Annotated in this window: 16 protein-coding genes and 1 pseudogene; 10 read left to right on the top strand and 7 right to left on the bottom strand. The window is 73.6% G+C overall.

All coding sequences use genetic code 11. The features are described from left to right. The first annotated feature begins 69 nt into the window (after nt 1-69). The 7 genes from ACIQWR_RS22040 (at nt 70) to ACIQWR_RS22010 (ending at nt 9,363) form a co-directional block, all read left to right on the top strand. Nucleotides 70-2,052: an FAD/NAD(P)-binding protein gene (locus ACIQWR_RS22040; RefSeq protein WP_404012085.1), complete on the top strand. Its 1,983-nt coding sequence runs from the start codon at nt 70-72 to the stop codon at nt 2,050-2,052. Continuing rightward, the gene (locus tag ACIQWR_RS22035) at nt 2,049-3,494 is read left to right on the top strand and encodes a lyase family protein (protein WP_404012083.1); all 1,446 of its coding nucleotides are present in this window, start codon (nt 2,049-2,051) and stop codon (nt 3,492-3,494) included. Before ACIQWR_RS22040 ends, ACIQWR_RS22035 begins: the two co-directional genes overlap by 4 nt. Further along, complete coding sequence (locus ACIQWR_RS22030) at nt 3,491-4,714, top strand: 3-deoxy-7-phosphoheptulonate synthase class II (protein WP_404012081.1); 1,224 nt, start codon at nt 3,491-3,493, stop codon at nt 4,712-4,714. Before ACIQWR_RS22035 ends, ACIQWR_RS22030 begins: the two co-directional genes overlap by 4 nt. Then, nucleotides 4,711-6,087, top strand: coding sequence for an acetyl-CoA carboxylase biotin carboxylase subunit family protein (locus tag ACIQWR_RS22025; protein WP_404012078.1), 1,377 nt, complete (start codon nt 4,711-4,713; stop codon nt 6,085-6,087). The genes ACIQWR_RS22030 and ACIQWR_RS22025 overlap by 4 nt, the downstream gene beginning before the upstream one ends. Then, nucleotides 6,084-7,388 carry an MFS transporter gene (locus ACIQWR_RS22020; RefSeq protein WP_404012076.1) on the top strand — a complete coding sequence of 435 codons (1,305 nt, stop codon included), beginning with the start codon at nt 6,084-6,086 and terminating at the stop codon, nt 7,386-7,388. The genes ACIQWR_RS22025 and ACIQWR_RS22020 overlap by 4 nt, the downstream gene beginning before the upstream one ends. Nucleotides 7,389-7,497: 109 nt before the next feature. Next, nucleotides 7,498-8,307, top strand: a complete 810-nt coding sequence (locus ACIQWR_RS22015; RefSeq protein WP_404012073.1) for a LuxR family transcriptional regulator — start codon at nt 7,498-7,500, stop codon at nt 8,305-8,307. 63 nt (nt 8,308-8,370) lie between these two features. Beyond that, nucleotides 8,371-9,363, top strand: coding sequence for a histidinol-phosphate transaminase (locus ACIQWR_RS22010; RefSeq protein ID WP_404012070.1), 993 nt, complete (start codon nt 8,371-8,373; stop codon nt 9,361-9,363). Nucleotides 9,364-9,451: 88 nt separating this feature from the next. On the opposite strand, the gene ACIQWR_RS22005 is transcribed toward ACIQWR_RS22010, so the two are convergent. The 5 genes from ACIQWR_RS22005 to ACIQWR_RS21985 all read right to left on the bottom strand — a co-directional run bounded on the left by ACIQWR_RS22005 (nt 9,452) and on the right by ACIQWR_RS21985 (nt 15,852). Further along, nucleotides 9,452-11,134: a class I adenylate-forming enzyme family protein gene (locus ACIQWR_RS22005; protein WP_404012067.1), complete on the bottom strand. Its 1,683-nt coding sequence runs from the start codon at nt 11,132-11,134 to the stop codon at nt 9,452-9,454. 116 nt (nt 11,135-11,250) lie between these two features. Continuing rightward, nucleotides 11,251-12,129, bottom strand: a complete 879-nt coding sequence (locus ACIQWR_RS22000; RefSeq protein ID WP_399259633.1) for a prephenate dehydrogenase/arogenate dehydrogenase family protein — start codon at nt 12,127-12,129, stop codon at nt 11,251-11,253. Then, nucleotides 12,126-14,312, bottom strand: coding sequence for an aminodeoxychorismate synthase component I (gene pabB, locus ACIQWR_RS21995; RefSeq protein WP_404012064.1), 2,187 nt, complete (start codon nt 14,310-14,312; stop codon nt 12,126-12,128). The genes ACIQWR_RS22000 and pabB overlap by 4 nt, the downstream gene beginning before the upstream one ends. Further along, nucleotides 14,309-14,605 (bottom strand): chorismate mutase family protein, encoded by a 297-nt coding sequence (locus tag ACIQWR_RS21990; protein WP_399259635.1) that lies wholly within the window; start codon nt 14,603-14,605, stop codon nt 14,309-14,311. The genes pabB and ACIQWR_RS21990 overlap by 4 nt, the downstream gene beginning before the upstream one ends. Before the next feature lie 509 nt (nt 14,606-15,114). Continuing rightward, nucleotides 15,115-15,852, bottom strand: coding sequence for a GntR family transcriptional regulator (locus tag ACIQWR_RS21985; protein WP_404012061.1), 738 nt, complete (start codon nt 15,850-15,852; stop codon nt 15,115-15,117). A gap of 104 nt (nt 15,853-15,956) precedes the next feature. Here ACIQWR_RS21985 and ACIQWR_RS21980 point away from each other — a divergent pair. Next, a pseudogene (locus tag ACIQWR_RS21980) lies at nt 15,957-16,064 on the top strand (NUDIX hydrolase); the annotation flags it as partial. Nucleotides 16,065-16,108: 44 nt separating this feature from the next. Here ACIQWR_RS21980 and ACIQWR_RS21975 read toward each other — a convergent pair. Beyond that, a complete protein-coding gene (locus ACIQWR_RS21975; RefSeq protein WP_404012059.1) occupies nt 16,109-17,392 on the bottom strand; it encodes an MFS transporter in 1,284 nt (427 codons plus the stop codon). Nucleotides 17,393-17,490: 98 nt separating this feature from the next. Here ACIQWR_RS21975 and ACIQWR_RS21970 point away from each other — a divergent pair, with 98 nt between their 5' ends. Further along, nucleotides 17,491-18,417, top strand: coding sequence for a LysR family transcriptional regulator (locus ACIQWR_RS21970; RefSeq protein ID WP_404012056.1), 927 nt, complete (start codon nt 17,491-17,493; stop codon nt 18,415-18,417). A gap of 13 nt (nt 18,418-18,430) precedes the next feature. On the opposite strand, the gene ACIQWR_RS21965 is transcribed toward ACIQWR_RS21970, so the two are convergent. Next, nucleotides 18,431-19,456 (bottom strand): LuxR C-terminal-related transcriptional regulator, encoded by a 1,026-nt coding sequence (locus ACIQWR_RS21965; RefSeq protein ID WP_404012054.1) that lies wholly within the window; start codon nt 19,454-19,456, stop codon nt 18,431-18,433. A gap of 166 nt (nt 19,457-19,622) precedes the next feature. Between ACIQWR_RS21965 and ACIQWR_RS21960 the strand changes: the two genes are divergently transcribed. Further along, nucleotides 19,623-20,756, top strand: a complete 1,134-nt coding sequence (locus tag ACIQWR_RS21960; RefSeq protein ID WP_404012051.1) for an acetyl-CoA carboxylase biotin carboxylase subunit family protein — start codon at nt 19,623-19,625, stop codon at nt 20,754-20,756. Nucleotides 20,757-20,930: the final 174 nt, after the last annotated feature.

Raw genomic sequence — 20,930 nt, 5'->3', positions numbered from 1 at the left:
TGCGGACTCTCCGACGTCGGCTGGAACATCCCCTCCGCGTGATCCGCGGCCCGAACAGAAGGATCAGCCATGCAGCACAGCCACGCCCAGATCTGCATTGTCGGGGCAGGCCCCCGGGGCTTGTCCGTCCTCGAACGGCTCTGCGCCCAGGAGCGCAAGTCCCCGGCCCACGACGCCCTGACCGTCCACATCGTCGACCCGGCACCGCCCGGCGCCGGAAACGTGTGGCGCACCGCGCAGCCCCGCCACCTGCTGATGAACACCGTCGCCTCGCAGATCACCCTCTTCACCGACGACAGCGTCCGCATAGAAGGACCCATCGAGGAGGGCCCCAGCCTCTACGCCTGGGCCCGCCGCCTGGACCCCTCCGACCCCGGGCACGAGGAGCGCTACGGCGCCCAGACCCTCGCCGAGGCCCGCGAGCTGGGCCCCGACACCTACCCCACCCGCGCCTTCTACGGCCACTACCTCCAGTGGGCCTTCGAAGAGGCCCTCGACGCGGCCCCCGCCCACGTGGACATCCAGGTCCACCGCACCCGCGCCATCGCCCTGCACGACTCGGAGATCCCCGGCGGCGCCCAGTCCGTCGAACTCGCCGACGGCGTTCGGCTGTCGGGCCTGTCCGCGGTCGTCCTGGCCCAGGGCCACCTGCCCGCCAAGCTCACGCCCGAGGAGCAGCGGCTCGCCGACTTCGCCACCGAGTACGGCCTCTCGTACACCGGCCCGGCCAACCCCGCCGACACCGACCTCACCGCGATCACCCCCGGCCGCCCCGTCCTGCTGCGGGGCCTGGGCCTCAACTTCTTCGACCACATGGCGCTGTTCACCCTCGGCCGCGGCGGCTTCTTCGAGCGCCGCGCGGACGGCCGGCTCGTCTACCGGCCCTCCGGCCTGGAACCCAAGATGTACGCCGGGTCCCGCCGGGGCCTGCCCTACCAGGCGCGCGGCGAGAACGAGAAGGGCCCCGACGGGCGCTACGCCCCCCGGCTGCTCACCGTCGCCCGCGTCGACGCGATGCGCGCCGCCGCCAAGGACGGCGACTGGATCCACTTCGGCATCCACATCTGGCCGCTGATCCAGAAGGAGGTGCAGAACGTCTACTACGAGCGCCTCCTCGCCGCCCGTGGCGAAGACCCCGCCACCGTGGCCTCCTTCACCGACCGCTACCTCGCCGCCCCCGACGAGGACGCCGAAGACCTCCTGCTGCTCGAAGCGGGCGTCGAGGAGGGCCAGCGCTGGAACTGGGAGAGCCTCTCGCGCCCCTACGGCGACCTGCGCTTCACCGGCCGCGACGACTTCCGCCGCTGGATGCTCGCCTACCTGCTGCGCGACGCCCACGAAGCCCGCGCCGGCAATGTCAGCGGCCCCCTGAAGGCCGCCCTCGACGTCCTGCGCGACCTGCGCAACGAGATCCGGATGGCCGTCGACCACGGCGGCCTCGAAGCCACCTCGCACCGCGACGAACTCGAAGGCTGGTACACCCCGCTCAACGCCTTCCTCTCCATCGGCCCGCCCGTCTCCCGCATCGACGAGCTGATCGCGCTCGCCTCCGCGGGCATCGTCGAGTTCACCGGCCCCGGCCTGCGCGTCACGGCCGACCCCGACGGCCCGGACGGGCCCGCCTTCGTCGCCACCGCCACCGGCGTCGACGCCCCCGACATCCGCACCACCGCCCTCATCGAGGCCCGACTGCCCCACCCCGACCTGCGCCGCACCACCGACGCGCTCCTCGTCCAACTGCTGGAGAGCGGCCAGTGCCGCCCCTACAAGATCCTGGGCGCCTGCGGCATCGAGTACGAGACCGGCGGCCTCGCCGTCTCCGAACGCCCCTACCGCCTCGTCGACGCCGAGGGCCGCGAGCACCCCCGCCGCTTCGCCTACGGGGTGCCCACCGAATCCGTCCACTGGGTCACCGCCGCCGGCATCCGCCCCGGCGTCGGCTCGGTCACCCTGGAGGACTCCGACGCCATCGCCCACGCCGCGCTGGCCCTGTCCGCGGTCACCGCGCCCCTGGCCAACGCCTCCGGCACCGGAGCGGAGTCCCGGCCGTGACCGCGCCCCGCCCCGGACCCGCCACCGGCGCCGACATCGACGTCGGACTGCTCTCCCCGGTACGGGCCGGCACCCCGGCCGAGAGCTCGACCTCGGACACCGCCTGGCTCCAGGCCATGCTGGACGCCGAGGCCGCGCTCGCCCGGGCCCAGGCCCGCCTCGGCACGGTCCCCCCGGACGCCGCCGAGGCGATCACCGCCGCCGCCCGCGCCGAGCACTTCGACGCCCGGGCCCTGGCCCTCGCCGCCCGCGAGACCGCCAACCCCGTCGTCGGCCTGGTCGCCGCCCTCACCGCGCACCTGGCGGGTGCGGCCGCCGCCGAGTACGTCCACCGCGGCTCCACCAGCCAGGACATCCTCGACACCGCCATGATGCTGGTCGCCGCCCGTACCCTGGTCCCGCTCCGCGCCGACCTGCTGGCCGCGGCCGACGCGCTGGCCCGCCTCGCCGCGGACCACCGGGACACCGCGATCGCCGGCCGCACCCTGGCCCTGCACGCCGTGCCCACCACCTTCGGGCTCAAGGCGGCGGGCTGGCGGCACGGGCTGCTCGACTCCGTCCACCGCATCGACCTGCTCCTGGACGGCGGGCTGCCCGTATCCCTCGGCGGAGCCGCCGGAACCCTCGGCGGCTACCTGGAGTACGCCCGCATCGCCGCCACCGGCAGCGGTGGCGGCATCGACCCCGACACCTTCCACGACGACCTCGCCGCCGCCTTCGCCGCCGAGACGGGCCTCGCCGCGCCCCTGCTGCCCTGGCACGCGCTGCGCACCCCGGTCGCCGACCTGGGCGCCGTACTCGCCCACACCACCGGAACCCTCGGCAAGTTCGCCGCCGACGTCCTGCTCCTCGTCCGCACCGAGACCGCCGAGGCCGCCGAACCCGCCCCGGCGGGCCGCGGCGCCTCCTCCGCCATGCCGCACAAGCGCAACCCCGTACTGGCCACCCTGATCCGCTCCGCCTCCCTCACCGTCCCCGCGCTGGCCGCCGTACTCGCCCAGGCCCTCGTCACCGAGGAGGAACGCTCCGCCGGTGTCTGGCACAGCGAATGGCACGCCCTGCGCGAATGCCTGCGCCTGGCCGGCGGAGCCGCCCGCACCGCCGTCGAACTCGCCGAAGGACTCACCCCCGACCCCGTCCGGATGCACGCCAACCTGGCCCTCACCGGCAGCGCCGTCGTCACCGAACGGATCGCCGCCGTCCTCGCCCCGCACCTGGGCAAGGCGGCAGCCCGCCGGCTGCTCACCGAGGCCACCGACGCCGCGCGCGCCACCGGCGACCCGCTGTACACCACCCTGTCCGACCTCCTGTCCGAACACCTCTCGGGCACCACCGACCTCACCCCGGAGCACCTGCGCGACCTGCTGGAACCCGCCCAATACACCGGGGTGGCCGGTCCGCTGACCGACCGGGCCCTGAAGCGAGGAGCGAGTACACGATGATCACTGCCCCCAGCGGGACCCTCCACTCGGCCCAACAGCCGGACTGGCCCGACCCGCAGACCCTCAGCACCGTCACCGACCGGCTCGCCGGACTACCACCCCTCGTCCCGCTGGCCGAGGCCGACGCCCTGCGCGAGCGGCTGGCCGCCGCCGCCCGCGGGGAAGCACTCCTGCTCCAGGGCGGCCACTGCGCCGAGGAGTTCGGCCCGCGCGCACTCGGCGAGGCCGAGAGCACGGTCACCACCCTGCGCCAGATGGCGGAGATCATCTCCTACGGCGCCGCCGTGCCCGTCGTACCGCTGGGCCGGATGGCCGGGCAGTACGCCAAGCCGCGCTCCAGCTCCACCGAGACCCGCGGCGGCGTCGAACTCCCCGCCTACCGGGGCGACTCCGTCAACGGCCTCGGCTTCACCGCCGCCGACCGGGCCCCCGACCCCTGGCGCATGGAGACCGCCTACCGCACCGCCGCCCGCACCCTGGAGCGCATCCGACTGCTGCCGGGCGCCGACGACGAGCTCACCGGACCCGACGGCCTCGCCGACCCCGCCGCAGGGGCGCCCTTCCACGTCAGCCACGAGGCCCTGCTCCTCGACTACGAAACCCCGCTCGTGCGCACCGACCCCGCCACCGGCCGCCGCTACGCGGGCTCCGGCCACCTCGTGTGGATCGGCGAACGCACCCGCCAACTCGACGGCGGACACGTCGCCTTCGCCGCCTCCATCGCCAACCCCATCGGCGTCAAGGTCGGCCCCACCGCCACCGCGGACGAGCTCCTCACCCTCACCGACATCCTCGACCCCGACCGCGAGGGCGGCCGCCTCACCTTCATCACCCGCATGGGCGCCGACCGCATCCACGCCGTCCTGCCCGCCCTGGTCGAGAAGGTCACCGCGGCCGGCGCGAACGTCCTGTGGGTCTGCGACCCGATGCACGGCAACACCCAGGTCGCGCCCAACGGCTTCAAGACCCGCAGCCTCGGCGACATCACCGCCGAGATCCGGGCGTTCGTCGAGATCCACCGCTCGCTGGGCACCCACCCCGGCGGCCTGCACCTGGAGCTCACCGGCAGCCACGTCACCGAATGCGTCGGCGGCACCGACCCGGTCACCCTCGACGACCTCGACCGCAACTACACCACCGCCTGCGACCCGCGCCTCAACCGCGGCCAGGCACTCGACATGGCCTTCCTGGCCGCCGACCTGTGGAGGCCCGCGCGATGAGCACCGCACCCGTGACCGAGACCCTGCCGCCGTTGTCGGGGAGACCCTCGGCCTTCCTCCTGACCGGATCCTTCCTGGCGATCTGCCGGGCCCCGCGCTACCTCACCGAACTCGCCGCGCGCGGACTGAAGATCCTCGTCATCACCCCGTCCGTGTGGCGGGAGCAGGCCCTGGCCGGGCTGAACGAGCCCGGCCACCCCGCCGCCGACATCGCCGACATCGCCTTCGTCGACGGCTCCGTCGACCGCGAGGGCTCCTTCACCCCCGGAGTCGTCGCGGCCGTCCGCGCCTGGGAGTCCTCCTACGAGATCATCGGCGCCTACGCGGCCGGCGAGACCCTCGTCGAGCCCACCGGCCTCATCGCCGACGCCCTCGGCCTGCCCGGACCTGGCCTGCGCGCCAGCCGGGTCTGCCGCAGCAAGTACCTCCAGCGCCTCCACCTCGGCGAGTTCAACCCCGCCTCGGTGGTCCTGCCGCCCGGCGCCCGGGAAGGTTTCGACCCCTCGTCGGTGCCCTTCCCCGTCGTCGTCAAGCCCGCCACCCGGCACTCCAGCTCGGGCGTCGCGACCGCCACCGACGCGGCGCAGCTCACCGAGCTGCTCACCGGCTACCCCGCGCACGAGACGATCCTGGTCGAGGAGAAGGTCCCCGGGCAGGAGTTCTCCGTCGAGGCCCTGATCCAGCACGGCAAGGTCGTCTTCGAGTCCGTCACCGTCAAGGAGACCACCGACTCCCACGCCGACACCTTCGTCGAGCTGTCCCACACCGTCTCCGGCGCGGTCGGCCTGGAGCGCAAGACCCTGCTCGCCGCCAACCGCTGCACCCTGAAGCTGCTGGACTTCAAGGACGGCATGACCCACTCCGAGTGGCGCCTGGACGCCGGCGGTCACCCCCGGCTGATGGAGATCGCCGCCCGCACCCCCGGCGACGGCCTGACCGTCCTCTACCACCTGGCCACCGGCCGCCCGCTGGAGCCGGAGATCATCAAGATCGCCCTCGGGGAGCCCGCCGAATACCCCAAGCCCGCCCGCCACGCCCGCCAGGTCTACCTCGAACACGACCCCGGCATCCTCGACGAGATCAGCGTCGACTGGCCCGGCGCCGTCGTCGAATGGGCCGGCGAGGGCGACCTGTGGCCCGAGGTCCCCGTCGGCCGCCCCAACGACCCGCCGACCCTGCGCGCCGTCTTCGCCCAGAAGGAGAAGGGCACGGAGGTCGGCCCGCTGCTCAGCTCCGAGGACCGGGTCGCGAACTTCTTCATCGACGCCCCCACCGGCGTCGCCCTCGACGCACTGGAAGCCCGCGTCCGGGCCGCGATCACCATCCGCACCTCGCCCGCCGGGCCCGAGCCGGAAGCGGTGGCCGGGGCGTGACGCACACCGCACCACAGCCGGACGCCGAGGCCCCGCAACAACCGGCGGCCCCGGCTCCGGCCGACGGGACCCGCGCGGCCGTACCCCCGGCCGCGCGGGCCACCGTACGCGCCACCTTCAGCGAAGCGCCGCTCGCCGTGAAGACCCTGCTCGCCGGGGTGTTCATCAACCGGCTCGGCGGGTTCCTCAACATCTTCCTCGTCCTCTACCTCACCTCGCTCGGGCACTCCGCGGGCCGGGCCACCCTCGCGCTCGGCAGCTACGGCGCGGGCACCGTGCTCGGCGTGCTCATCGGCGGCTCGCTCTCCGCCCGCCTCGGCGCCCGCAACACCAGCGCCGTGAGCATGGCCGCCTCGGCCGTGCTCACCGCGGCCCTGCTCTACCTCACCGACTACACCGCCCTGCTCGCCGTGATCGTCCTCGCCGGCCTCGCCGGCCAGATGTTCCGGCCCGCCTCGGCGGCCCTGCTCTCCGAACTCGCGGGCCCCGAACGCCAGATCATGGTCTTCGCCATGTACCGCTTCGGGCTCAACCTCGGCGCGATGGCCGCGCCGCTCGTCGGCTTCGGCCTCTTCCGGCTCGGCCACGACTCCTACCACCTGCTGTTCTGGGGCGAGGCGCTGATCGCCCTGGCCTTCGCCCTGCTGGCCTGGCGCACCCTGCCCGCCGGCCGGACAGCCGCCGGGCCCGACGAGCCGGCCCCGACCGGCAGCTACCTGGCGGTCCTGCGCGACCGCCGCTTCACCCTCTACCTCGTCGCCACCGTCCTGCACACCGCCGTCTACGCCCAGTACCTCTCCACGCTGCCGCTCGACGTGGCCGCCGCCGGACTGGGCCTCATCTGGTACACCGCCGCGGTGTCCCTCAACGGCCTGCTCGTCATCGCCTTCGAGCTGGTCCTCACCAAAGTCACCCAGGACTGGCCGGTACGGGTCACCATCGGCCTGGCCTTCGCCCTGCTGGGCGCCGGAGTCGCCCTCTACGGGCTGCCGATGGGCCCGGCCGTCATCGTCACCGGCACCCTCGTCTGGACCCTGGGCGAGATCATCGGCGGGCCGGCGATCTTCTCGTACCCGGCCGTGATCGCACCGACCCCGCTCAAGAGCCACTACCTCGGCAGCTTCCACTTCGCCTTCGGCCTGGGCTCCGCCCTCGGCCCGGTGGCGGGCGGATGGCTGTTCGCCGCCTTCGGCCACTCCTTCTGGTACGCCGTCGGCGCCACCTCCCTCCTGGCCACCGTGCTCGCCCTGCTGGCGCTGCGCACGGCCCCGGCCGCAGCCGAACCGGAGCCGGGGGAGTGAGCACAGACGCACCGAGGGCCGCGGAGGGATGCTGCATCCCCCCGCGGCCCTGCCCGTTGTCCGCCCCGCCCCACCGGACCGTTCCTCCCCCGCCACGAGAGGCCACGCCATGAACACCACCCAGGGAGCCACCTCCACGATCGACCCGCTCGACACCCTCCTGCGGATGGCCGACACCCTCGGCACCCTCTCCCGGTACGCCGCCGAGAGCGCCGAGCACGCCACCTCGGCGTTCCCGCCCGCACCCGCACCCGCACCGGCCGCCGGCATCGCCTACCTGCACGGCGGCCCCGAGATAACCGGGGCCATCCACGACGCACTGCGCGAGGCCCGCCACGAGATACTCACCGCCCAACCCGACGGCCCCCGCCCCGACGCCACCCTCGACGAGGCGTACGAAGCGGTCCGCGGCCACCTCGACCGCGGCGTCGCCATGCGCACCCTCTACCAGCACAGCTCGCGCTTCCACGAGGCCACCAAGCGGTACGTGGGCTGCGTACAGGCCCGCGGCGCGCAGGTCCGCACCCTCCCGGAGCTCTTCGACCGGATGATCGTCATCGACCGCGAGGTGGCCTTCATCCCCGCCGACGAGCCGCGCTCCCGCGCCGTCCTGGTCCGCGACGCGGCCGTCACCGGCTACCTCGCCGACGTCTTCGAGAAGGCCTGGGACCGCGCCGAGCCCTACCCCTTCCGACCGGTCCGCGCCGCGGACGCCGCCTGCGAGGTGATCCCGGACCTGCGCCGGGCCATCCGCAAGCTGCTCATCGAGGGCCGCTCCGACAAGGCCATCGCCCGCCGGCTCGGCATCAGCCTGCGCTCGGTCCAGGGCCACGTGTCCTGCCTGCGCGACGAGTTCGGGGCCCAGCACCGCTTCCAGCTCGGCTACCTGATGGGCCTCGCCGAGCACGAGGGCTCCTGAGCGAGCCCGCGCCACCGAGTCCGTTCCTCCGCCCGCTCCACCCCTTCCCGAAAGGAACCCGCCGTGCACCTGCTCGCCGCCAACGAGAACCCCTACCCGCCGCTGCCCTCGGTCGCCGAGGCCCTCGCCGAAGCCGCCGGCCGGGCCAACCGCTACCCGGACCGCGCCGCCACCGAGCTCACCGACCGCCTCGCGGAGCGCCTCGGCGTCCCCGCCGCCGGGCTCGCCCTCGGCGCCGGCTCGGTCGGGGTGCTCCAGCACCTCCTCCAGTCCTTCGTCCGCGCGGACACCGACGAGGTCCTCTACGCCTGGCCGTCCTTCGAGGCCTACCCGCACCTCACCGACATCGCCCGGGGCACCAGCGTGCGCGTCCCGCTCGGCCCCGGCGCCGTCCACGACCTCGACGCGATGGCCGCGGCCGTCGGGGAACACACCCGGGTGGTCATCGTCTGCAATCCGAACAACCCGACCGGCACCACCGTCCCCGGCGTCGACCTGGAGCGGTTCCTGGACCGGATACCGGCCGGGGTGCTCGTCGTACTGGACGAGGCCTACCGGGAGTTCGTCACCGACCCCCGGTCGGCCGACGGCGTCGCGCTGCTGGCCGGCCGCCCGGACCTGGTCGTCGTGCGCACCTTCTCCAAGGCCTACGGTCTCGCGGGCCTGCGGATCGGCTACGCCGTCGCCCACGAGCCGGTCGCCGCGCGGATCCGGGCGGCCGCCGTGCCCTTCGGGGTGAACAACGCCGCCCAGGCCGGGGCGGTGGCCTCGCTGGCCGCCGAGTCCGAACTGCTGTCCCGGGTCGAGCAGTTGGTCAAGGAGCGCGAGCGCACGGCGCGCGCGCTGACCGACCTGGGACTGGCGCCCGCCCAGAGCGAGGCCAACTTCCTGTGGCTCGGGCTCGGCGGGCGCGCCGCGGAGTTCGGCGCCGCATGCGCGGAAGCCGGGGTGGCCGTTCGGGCCTTCCCCGGCGAGGGGGTCCGGATCACGATCGGCACCCCGGAGGCCAACGACACCGCTCTCGCGGTGGCCGCGGCCTTCGTACGCCGACCCTGATCCGGGCCCCGTTCCGCTTGCCTTCCCCTCGCCCTGTCCCGGTCCGCCCCTCGCCGGCCCGGGACAGGGCCGTCCCGTGTGGTTGCGCTCAGCCCGCCGCCGCGAGGGTCTTGCCGTCGCCGCCCAGCAGGTAGGAGCCGAGGTCGGCGTACTTCTCGCGCAGCTTGCGCTTGAGCACCTTGCCGGTGACGCCGACCGGGAAGTCCGACTCGTCCGCGGCGACTTCGAGCAGCCGCAGCGTCGGGTGCCCGGCCGCGGCCAGCGCCTCGTTGGCGCGCACCAGCAGCTTCTCGACGTCGTCCGCGCCCTCCTTCGTGGTCACCACGGCCACCGGGACGATGCTCTCGCCCTCGCCGCCCGCGACCACCGCGACGTCCTCGAAGGCGGGCACGTCGTTGAGCAGTACCTCCTCCATGAGCACCGAGTACGCCGGTCCCTGGTCGGTCTGGATCTGGTCGGCGGCGCGGTCCACCAGGAAGAAGTCGCCGTTCGCGTCCTTGTAGGCCATGTCGCCCGGCAGCCAGTGCCCCGCCAGCTTGTAGCGGTAGGTGGTCGCCGAGTCGCCCCAGTAGCCGGGGGTGATGGCCGGACCGCGGGCGGCCAGGAAGCCCACCTCGCCGATGTCGGCGTGGCTGCCGTCCTTGCGCAGGATCGCCACCTCGGCGACGCCCACCGGCTGGCCGGCGCAGCGGTCGTTGCGCTCCGAGTCACGGGTGCGGATCTTCAGCAGCACGCCCCAGCCGAGCTCGGTGGTGCCGAGCCGGTCGAAGAACTGCGCCGAGTCCAGCTCCGCCGAGCGCAGCGACAGCACCTTGTTGATGTGCGCCTGGTGGACGGCGTCACCGATGGACACCCAGGAGTTGACGCTGTCCAGGGCGCCGTCCGCGCTCTCCAGGGAGGCCAGCTCGGCGTAGGAGTGCGCGAAGGCCATCACCGCGGTGGGCCGGTGCGCGGCCACCGTCGCCGCCAGGTCGGCCCCGTCGCGGTCGCTGTGCGCGACGACCGGGGTCCCGGCCAGCACCGCGTACACGGTGAAGGCGATGCAGCCCAGGTGGGACTGCGGGAGCGCGGTCAGCATCAGCGCGCCCGGGTTCTCCTTGAAGTCGACCAGCCGGAACTGCGGCCCCGCCACGATGGTCTTGTGGGTGTGGATCGTCGGCTTGGGGCGACCCGTGGTCCCGGAGGAGTGCAGGATCACCACCGGGTCCTCCTCCACGTGCTGCCAGTACGCGCCCTGCTCCAGCTCGGCCGCCGGGGGCGCCGGCAGCTCCTCCTCCGTCTGGGTCCAGTCCAGCCCGTCCAGGATCGTGCTGGTCGCGGCGAGACCGTCGAGGCGGGCCCGGTCGGCGTACAGACCGACCGGGGCGGTCTGCTCCAGCAGGGACTCGGCGATCGCCGGGGTCGCCTTGCTGTTGATGAGGACGGCTATCGCACCGATCTGGGCGATCGCGTAGAAGTGCACGGAGTAGGCGAAGGAGTCCTCGAACCAGACCGCGACCCGGTCCTTGGGCTGCACGCCCTGGCTGAGGTACCAGGCCGACCAGGACTGGGCGAGCTGCTCGATCTCCGCCAGGCTGTAGTCGTACTGCTCCACCCCCTCCAGGTTCGTGATCGGCCGGGTGGAGTGGACGAAGGGGGTCGTCGGGCTCGGGCTGGCGGCGAGCGCGGAGCGCAGCAGGTTGCCGCCGCCGACGCTCCCGTCGGCCGCGAGCGCGGCGCGCTGTGCGGGGTTGAGAACGGTGTCGGCGAAGCCCGGGCGGGAGTCGGTCATGTCTCTCGTGCCTCTCGGTCGGATGACTGAACGGGATGCTGAACGGGATGCTGAACGGGGCGTCGTGCGCGCGCCGTACGGGTGCCGTACGGGGGAGGTTCGGGGGCGGTCCGGGGTCAGACCGAGGCGAAGATCCGCGCGCAGAGCTCGCGGTAGTTGTCGAGTTCGGCGCCGAGGGCGCCGCGGACCGTGGCCATCAGGGCCGCGAAGTCGGCCTCGTCACCGTCCTTGACGGTGTCGGCGAGCCGTCGGGCGGCCTCGGCGAGCGCCGCACGGGCGCCCGCGGCCTGCGGGTTGGCGGCCTGCACGTCCCAGTACACCTCCGGGGTGCCGGAGGAGACGCGGGCGAGCAGCGAGGCCAGGGTCTTGTGCGGGGGCGGGGCGATCCGCCCCACCTCCACGCTGTCGGTGCCGAGCCCGTGCAGGGCCAACCCGAAGGAGAGCACCGTGGCGTGGGTGAGCGCCTGGGAGACGGCGGTCAGCCGGTCGTGCTCGACCGCGTCGACCCGGACGACCCGGGCCCCCCAGGATTCGACCAGGCCCAGCAGCTCGGTGGTGAGCGGCCCGTCGTAGGTCACCGACGCGGCCACCACCCGGCCCTCGAAGCCGAGGGCCGGGGCGAACATGGGGTTCAGGCCGAGGCCCTCCACCCCGTCGAGGTGGGCGCTCAGTTCCTCGGCGATGCGCTGCTTCACCGAGAGCGTGTCGACCAGCAGGGTGCCCGGCCGCATCGCGGCCGCCACCCCCTTGATCGAGGCGAGCGCCACCGGCTCCGGGACCGCCAGCATCACCACGTCGGCGAGCCGCAGCTCCTTCTCCAACGCCGGTGAGATGTCGGTGATGTCCCCGTGGATGCGGCGGGCGCCGCCCGCCGCCGGCTCCCCGGCACCCGCCGGGTCCACCACGCAGATCATGATCCCGCTGCCGAACAGCTTCTCGGTGAAGAGCCGACCGACGGCCCCCTGCCCGCCGACGATGACCGCGCGGCGGATCACGCCGCGCTCCCGGACGACCGCGGCGTCACGGAGGCCACGGGGGGTGCGGGGGTCACCAGTACGGTGGGCGACGCGACCGGGTGCAGCGCGGTGCCCACCACGGCCTGGACCATGGCACGGGACTTCACGACCGTCTCCTCGAACTCCTCGTCGGCGTCCGACAGCGCGATGACCGCGCCGCCGACACCGAAGGTGACCCGGTCCTCGGTCGCCACCAGGGTGCGGATGACGATGTTCAGGTCGGCGGCCCCGGAGAGCGCGAACCAGCCGAGCGAACCGGAGTACACCCCGCGGGCGCCCTCCTCCAGCCGGTCGATGATCTCCATCGTGCGCACCTTGGGCGCGCCCGTCATCGAACCGCCGGGGAAGGCGGCCTTTACCGCGGTGACCGCGGACTCGCCGTCGCGCAGCGTGCCGCGCACGGTGGAGACCAGCTGGTGCACCGGGGCGTACGTCTCCACGTGGAACAGCTTGGGCACGTGGACCGAGCCCACCTCGGCGACGATGTTGAGGTCGTTGCGGATCAGGTCCACGATCATCAGGTTCTCGGCCTGGTCCTTCTCGTTGTCGAGCAGGTCCTGGCGCAGCGCCTCGTCCTCGGCGGGGGTGGCCCCGCGCGGCCGGGTGCCCTTGATGGGCTTGGACTCCGCGGTGCGGTCGGTGCCGATGGTCATGAACCGCTCGGGCGAGCCGCTGAGCACCGACACCCCGGGGAAGTCGAGGAGCGCGCCGTAGGGGACCGGGCTGATCCGGCGCAGCGCCGCGTAGGTCTCCAACGGGTCGATGCGCGCCTTCACGGCGACCTGGTTGGTCAGGCACACCTCGTAGCTCTCGCCGTCGTGGATCTCCTGGTGGATCTCGGCGATCCGCTCCAGGTAGCCGGCCCGGTCGTGCCGCATCCGGATGATGTCGGCGAGCGCCGGGTCGGTCATCCCGGTGGTGGCGAAGCTGCGCGGCGCGGTGGCGCCCGCGGCCCCGGCCGGAGCCGGCCCCAGCGCCATCAGACGGGCGGCCGTACGGGTCAGCCAGTCGGCCGCGTCGGCCTCGGTGGCGTCGCCGCGGGTCAGCGCGAGCAGGTAGGTGGAGCCCTCGGCGTGGTCGAAGGCGACCATGCGGTCCGCGAACAGGAGCGCCGCGTCGGGGGTGTCGGCCTTGTGGGCCCCGTGGCCGCCGGTGTCGGCCTTCAGCTCGTAGCCGAGGTAGCCGACGTAACCGAGGTTGAACTCGAAGGGCAGCCCGTCGGGGACCTTGATGTGCCGGCCCGCCAGCTGCTTCTCCAAGTAGTCGAAGACGCCCTCCTCGACGAGCTCGTCGCGCCCGTCCCGGCGCTGGACGCGGACGGTGTGCTCCAGCACCTGGTAGGTGAGGTACTCGGCGAGCGGGCCGGTGCCGTCGCCCATGAAGGAGAACCGCGAGAGGCCCTCGGTGACGTTGCTGCTGTCCAGCCAGAAGCCGTGGTCGTTGCCGGCGAACAGCTCCCGGTACGCCTCCTCGGTGTCGGGCAGCATCGCGACCTTGCGGACCTGCACGGCGTACGGGGCCGCTGCCGCGGTCGCACCCGCGGTGCGGCGCGCGCCCTCGGCCAGGGCCAGGTCGCGGAAGTTCGCCAGGAGTTCGCGCCCGTACCCGCTGCTGATCGACTCGGGGTGGAACTGCACCCCCCAGACGGGCAGGCTGCGGTGGCGCACCGCCATCACCACGCCGTCCTCGGTCCAGGCGGTCGGCTCCAGCTCCTCGGGCAGCCGGATCGCGGCCAGCGAGTGGTAGCGCACCACCGGATAGGGGGAGGGGATGCCCGCGAAGATCTCCCCGCCGATGTGGGTGATCTCGGAGACCCGGCCGTGCATGGGCTGCGGCGCGTGGCCGACCTCGCCGCCGAAGAGGTGGCAGATGCCCTGGTGGCCCAGGCACACCCCGAGGACGGGCAGGCCGCCCTCCAGGATGGCGCGGGCGCTGATGCCGAAGTCGCGGGCGCGCTCGGGGCGGCCGGGGCCGGGGGAGATGACGATCGCGTCGTAGTCGTCCATCGACAGCGTCGACCAGTCGGTCTCGTTGGTGACGACGACCGGCGGGCGGCCGTTCACCTCGCCGAGCAACTGGTAGAGGTTGTAGGTGAACGAATCGTGATTGTCGATCAACAGGGTCCGCAGGATTCGCGTCCCCGGAACGTGTGCAGTGCTCATGATCCGATCACCAAGTCCTCGACCCGGCAGGTCTCCTCGATCACCAGGTCATAGAGTGCGCGCAGGAAGTCCCGGTCGATTCCGTGGGCGGTCCCGAAGGCCGCGGCACGTTCCTGGACCAGCCCGATGCGGTGCGGCTGCATCATCGGAATGCCCTGGTCCTTCTTCACGAGGGCGATCTCGACACATACGCCGATGCGCGCCCGTAAGTCCTCGAGGAGCCGCTCGTCGATCCGGTCGAGCTTCGAGCGCAACTCGTCTATTCCGGCGGTGGCTTGCGCCGTGCCCGTCATGAACTACCTCCCGGTCGGTCCCGTCACGGATATCGCTTCATGCACAGCAGCGTGACGCGCCGGGAGGGTGCGGTGAAAGGGAGGCCAAGGCTCAGGTCTGCGCACTGCGCATGAGTGAACGTTCCTGCACAGCTGCCCGTACGAGGGCCCGCACCAGGCCCGCACCAGGCCCGGTCCGGTCCCGGAACGGGCCGAAGGCCCCCACCCGCCTCTAGAACTGAGGGGCGTGGGGGCCTTCGGTCTTCTCGGTGTACGGGGTCAGCGGGCGACGGCGAACCCGCGCTCCGGCCGTCGCCCGCGCGCCGCGGCGACTCCCGGCTCACCGCGCGCCCACCCGTACCGGCTTGCACGCCGGGTCCCGGAGAACGTGCGCCCAGTCCGAGGGGCGGGCGCCGGATGCCGAGTGGCGGATGAACTCCCGCCCGCCAGTACGGATCGGGCGGTCGCAGACCACGCAGATCCGGACGGCCGCGGGCCAACCGAAGTGGGCCTTCGTGCTGGTGAGGGTTCTAGCTCTGGAAGTTGTACTGCATCACGTAGGAACCGGCGTCGAGAAGCATGTGGTTGACCTCTACCGGGTTTCCCTCAGCCGTGAGGGCTGTCCGGTAGATCTCCACGACCGGAGTACCGGGCAGCAGGTCAAGGGCCTCGGACTCCTCCGGACTGGGCATGCGAGCCCGCAGCTCCTCCACGAAGTCGACCGGCCCTCGACCGATGTCGGCGAGCCGGGCGTAGACACCACCGGGGCCGGGGTTCGGTTCGGCGATCGGAGTGCTCCGCACCAGGTCGGCAGCGAGATACGACGTGGCCTTCTGCACCGCCGAGCCCTCCACCACGTAGCGGCGACTACGCACCAGCACCGCCGCGCCTTCCTCCAGGGCGAGGGCGCGCGCCACCCAGCGCGGCGCGACGGACTCGTAGACCTCGATGTCCACGACATCCATCGGACGGCCACTCACATCGGCGGACCAGATCGAGTTCCCGGAAGACCACTGCGAGTGGGCCAGCCGCTTGGCCGCCACCCGGCGGATCGGCTTGAACTCGCGAACGTACGTCCCGGAACCCGGGCGCGAGTAAGCAGCGCCTTCGCCGATGAGGAGCTTCAAGGCGTTGGCCGCGGTCATCTTGGCCACGCCGTACTGCTTGACCAGTGCTGGTTCGCCGGGCAGCCGAGCATCGGGACCGAACTCGCCGGAGTCGATCCGTGCCCGCAAGTCGTCGGCGATCTGTCGCGCCGTCTCGGGCATGGTCGACCTCAATTTCTCCCTAGGGTGGTACCACGTTAGCCAACGTCCTGCGGGTTCGCTAAGCAGCTGCCCCGGAAGCGTCGGACATGCCCAGGGCGCACGGGATGACTCATCCACACGGCGCGGAGAGCCCCCACCGTTCGGTGTCCGTGGCGGGTGTGGTCGTACGGGTGGATGGCCGGCTGTCGGCGATCCGGCGCGCCGACAACGGAGGAACCAGCGCAACGCCACTCCCGACCCGAAGGGGGCGCGGCGGTCAGCGGGCGACCGCCGCCAGGTGCGTGCTGCGGCGCTCGGCGCGGGCCGCGTGGGACCCGTACAGGGTGATCGACACGACCCCCGCCACGGCCAGCAGGGCGATCCCGACCGTCGCCGCCCAGCCCCCCGAGTGGTAGGCGAGCGCGCCGAGCGTGCCGCCCGCGCTGCTGCCCAGGTAGTACGCCGACTGGTACAGCGCGGAGGCCTGCGCGCGGCCCGTCCGCGCGGTCCGGCTCACCGAGGACGAGGCCACGGCGTGCCCGGCGAAGAAGCCCGCCGTGATCAGCACCAGCCCCGCCAGGATCGCGGGCAGCGCGTCGGACAGCGACAGCAGCAGACCGAGCGCCGTCGTGGTCACGGCGAGGTAGAGCGCGCCCCGGCGCCCGGTGCGGGCCACCAGCTGCCCGGCGGCCGCGGAGGAGACGGTGCCCACCAGGTACACCAGGAAGATCGACCCGATCACGCCCTGGCCCAGCGAGAAGGGCTCCTCCACCAGGCGGTAGCCGATCACCGTGTACACCGCCCCGAAGACGGTCATGAACAGCGCGCCGATCCCGTACAGCCGCAGCAGCAGCGGATCCCGCAGGTGCCCGGCGACGGTACCTCGCAGCGCCCGCGGGTTCAGCGAGGCCGGGCGGAAGAACCGCGCCCGGGGCAGCAGCACCAGGAAGGCCACCGCACAGGCCAGCGACAGCACAGCGACGGTGAGCAGCCCGGCGCGCCAGCCCCAGGCCTGCGCCGCCCAACCGGTGACCAGCCGGCCGCTCATCCCGCCGATGGAGTTGCCCGCGACGAACAGCCCGATCGCCCCGACCAGCGCCTTCGGCTTCACCTCTTCGGCCAGGTAGGCCATCGCCGAGGCGGGGATGCCCGCGATCGCCGCGCCCTGCACCGCGCGCAGGACCACCAGCCACTCCAGGTTCGGGGCGAAGGGCACCAGCAGCGCGACGGCGACGGCGGTCACCATCGACCACGTCATCATCCGGGTCCGGCCGAACCGCTCGGACAGCGCGCTCAGCGGCAGGACGAAGAGGGCGAGCGCACCGGTGGCCGCGGACACCGTCCAGCTGGCCTGACCCGCCGTCACCCCGAAGCCGTCGGAGATCGCGGGCAGCAGGGCCTGGGTGGAGTAGAGGAGGGCGAAGGTCGCGAGACCGGCGGCGAAGAGCGCGAGGCTCATCCGGCGGTAGCCGGGGCGGCCGGGGGAGCGGGGCTCCGGAGCGGGGAACGGCAGGGCGGAGGCGGCCACGGTGGTGGACGCCCCGGTATGAGCGGGAGGCATACCTCGAAAATAGGCCCCTGGTTTTTATGCGTCCAATGCGTGGATTGGCGATAATTGATTCATCCACGCATGAGTGCAGCTCAGGGGAGCGCCTGTCAATGACTCGTTACGAAGAAGACATGAGCGTGACAAGTTCGCTGGCCCCGCGCCTCGCGTACTTCGTCGCGGTCGCCCGGCACGAGCACGTCACCCGGGCCGCCCAGGAACTCGGCGTGCCGCAACCCACCCTCTCGCGGGCGATCGTGCGCCTCGAACGGGACCTGGGCGTCACCCTGTTCGCCCGCAAGGGCCGCACCGTCGCCCTCACCACCGCGGGCCGCACCTTCCTCGCCTCCGCCGAACAGGCCCTCGACGGCATCGCCCGCGCCGCCGCCTCCCTCCAGCGCGACGCCGATCCCGAGGCCGGCAAGGTCGCCTTCGGCTTCCTGCACACCCTCGGCCCCGAAACCGTCCCCGGGCTCATCCGCGCCTTCCGCGTCGACCACCCCCGGGTCCGCTTCTCCCTCGTGCAGAACTACGGCGAGGCCATGCTGGAGCGGCTGCGCGCCGGCGAGCTCGACCTCTGCCTGACCTCCCCGCTGCCGGACGCCCCCGATCTGGTCGCCCGCCGCCTGGACGAACAGCGGCTGCGCCTGGTCGTCCCGGACGACCACCGGCTCGCCGGCCGCAAGCGGATCCGGCTCGCGGAAGCCGCCGAGGAAACCTTCGTCACCCTGGAATCCGGCTACGGGCTGCGCCGGATCACCGACGACCTGTGCGCCGAGGCTGGCTTCACCCCCCGGGTCGCCTTCGAGGGCGAAGAGGCCGAGACCCTGCGCGGTCTGGTCGCCGCGGGACTCGGCGTGGCCCTCCTGCCGCCGCCCGCCGTCCCCCGCCCCGGCGTCGTCGAACTGACCGTCACCGCTCCGCGCGCGGTCCGCGAGATCGGCCTCGCCTGGCTCGACGGCCACCCCGACACCCCGCCGGTGGCCGAGTTCAAGCGCTTCCTGCTCTCGCGCCGGGGCCGCCTGATCCCCGACCTCTGAGGCCGCCGGCCTGCTAGCGCTCCTCCTCCCCCTTCTCGACGTTGACGCTGGCCAACAGGTACCCCGCGTGGAAGCGGGACTTCGCCCCCACCGCCCGCATCACCTCCGCGATGTGCCGCTGGCAGGTCCGCTCCGACATGCCCAGGCGCCGCGCGATGACCTTGTCCTCCAGCCCCTCCGCCAGCATCCGCACGATCGTCCGCCGCAGCCCGTCCGACAGCGACCGCGCCTGGTCCGGGCTCACGCTCGACGCGAAGGGCTCCGCCTCCACCCAGGACCGCTCGAACGCCTCCGTCATGAAGTGCACGACCGCCGGTTCGCGCACCAGCAGCGCCGCCCCGGCGATGTCCGGGACCGCCATCAGCGCCGTGCGCCCGTCGATCACGATCATCCGCATCAGCCCGTCCCCCAGGGTGCGGACCTGCGCCCCGCGCGCCGTCATCCGGTCGACGTACGCCGCGGTCGGCCGGGAGTAGCGCGCCGTGTGCTGGTAGAGCGTGCGCATCCGCACCCCGCGCGCCAGCACCGACTCGTCCCGCCCGATCGCCTCCTCCAAGGCGTCCGCCGGACGCCCCCCGCCCGGCTGCGAGGTCAGCACCTCCTGCTCGCAGGAGGCGACCAGCTCCGTGATCAACCCCCGTACGGCGCCCAGGTCGGTCACCAGCTCCAGCGGGGCCAGCCCGCCCAGGTCCCGCCGGGCGGCCCCGGCCTCGTACTCCGGCACCAGCGCGTCCAGCCGCCTGCGTACGGTCTCCATCTCGTCGTGCGTCTCGCGCACCCGCAGCGCCAGCGGGGCCAGCGCCCGCGCCACGGCGGCCCGCGGGGACACCGCGCTCCACCGCTCGGCGCCGTCCCCTGCCGGTCCCGCCGGGGCCGGCTGGAGCAGCTGGGCCGCCGCCAGTTCCGTGATGGCGACCGCGGCCCGGGCGCCCAGGGCTCCGATGGCCTCGGCCGCGCCGAAGGCGTGCCGCTCGACGGCGTACGCGTACAGGCGCCGGGCGGCCGGACTCAGGTCGGCCGTTTCGTCATCGGCAGGCATAGGCATATTCGTCCCGGAATCTCCTGGGTTGTAAACCCCTCGGGTTCTCGCACGGCGCCAAGACGAGGCGTGGCCGCGGCCCCGCGGCATATGCCGAACCGGCACAGTGGACCCACGGCAGCGGCCCTCCGGGGGGAGGCGCGAGCCGGACCCGGGGGTGGACACGGTGCAGAGCGAGAGCCCCAGACCCGCCGCCATCCTGCTGAGCCCGCGTCCGGCCGTGATCGCCGCCGCCCGCCGAGCGGGTGCGCGCCCCGTGGTGGTCGCGCCGGTCGCGTCCGTACCGTCCGTCCGAGAGGGGGCGGAACGGCCGGTACGGACGGACTGGCGCGACCACCGGGCACTGACCGCGGAACTCGCCCGGCTGGCCGCGGTCCGCGACGGCCGGGCCGCCGTCTTCGGCTTCGACGCGGCCAGCGCGCTCGCGGCCGCCCGCGCCAACGAGGCGCTGGGCCTGCCCGGCACCCCCAGCGGCGCGGTCACGGCCCTCATGGACAAGGCCGCCCTGCGCGCCCGCACCAACACCCTGCTGCACCCCGGCCACCCCGTCTCCTTCGCCCGCTGCGGACGCGCCGACCTGCTCCCCTTCATCGCCGACCTCATCGGCTACCCGTGCGTGGTCAAACCGCGCGCGGGCGCCGACGGGGAGGGCGTGCGGGGGCTGACCGGCCCCGCGGACGCGCGCGCCGCCGCCCGCGCCTACCCCGAAATCACCGACCTGCTCGTGGAGGAGTTCCTCGAAGGCCCCGAGCTCACGGTCGAAGCGCTCTCCCGGGCCGGCCGCCACCGCATCCTCGGCTGGAGCCACCGGCTGCCCGGCCCCCGGCTCACCACCGCGGGCCACCAGCTCCCGGTGCCCCTGGACCCCCGCCCGGCCGCGTCCGTACGGGCCCTCGTGCGCCGGGTCCTGGACCTGGTCCGGCACCGGGACGGCCCCTCCCACACCGAGGTCATCCTCACCGCCCGCGGCCCCCGCCTGGTCGAGGCCCACGCCCGCCCGGGCGTCCTGGAGCCCGACCTGCTGCGCCTCGCCACCGGCATCGACGTCCTGGCCCTCGCCATCGCCGCGGGCCTGGACCTCCCGGCCCCGCCCCTGCACCCCCGCGCCACCCACGCGGGGGTGCGCTACGTCGACTTCCCCCCGGCCCCGTCCCGCCCCACCGCCCTGGCCGCGGCCCGCGCCGTCCCGGGCGTCCTCCGCGTCCACCTCTCCCACCCCCACCCCTACATCCTGGCCACGGCCCCCACCGCCACCGCCCTCACCACCACCCTCACCCGAGCCAGCTCCTTACTCCGCTGACACCGGCCAGACCCAGCCCCGCCGGCGTTTGAGGCGCTGCGCCACCGGGCCGACGCCGGCCAAATCAAGCCTCGCCGGCGTTTGAGGCGCGGGGTCCGGGGCGGAGCCCCGGGAGCCCCGCAGGGGACAACGGCCCTGGCGGGCCGCCCCGGGCTCCGCCCGGACCCGCGCCGC

This window comes from Streptomyces sp. NPDC098789 (genome assembly GCF_044759975.1).
Lineage (GTDB): Bacteria > Actinomycetota > Actinomycetes > Streptomycetales > Streptomycetaceae > Streptomyces.
Note: the sequence above shows the minus strand (reverse complement) of the source record. Positions and strands in the feature narration are given on the sequence as shown.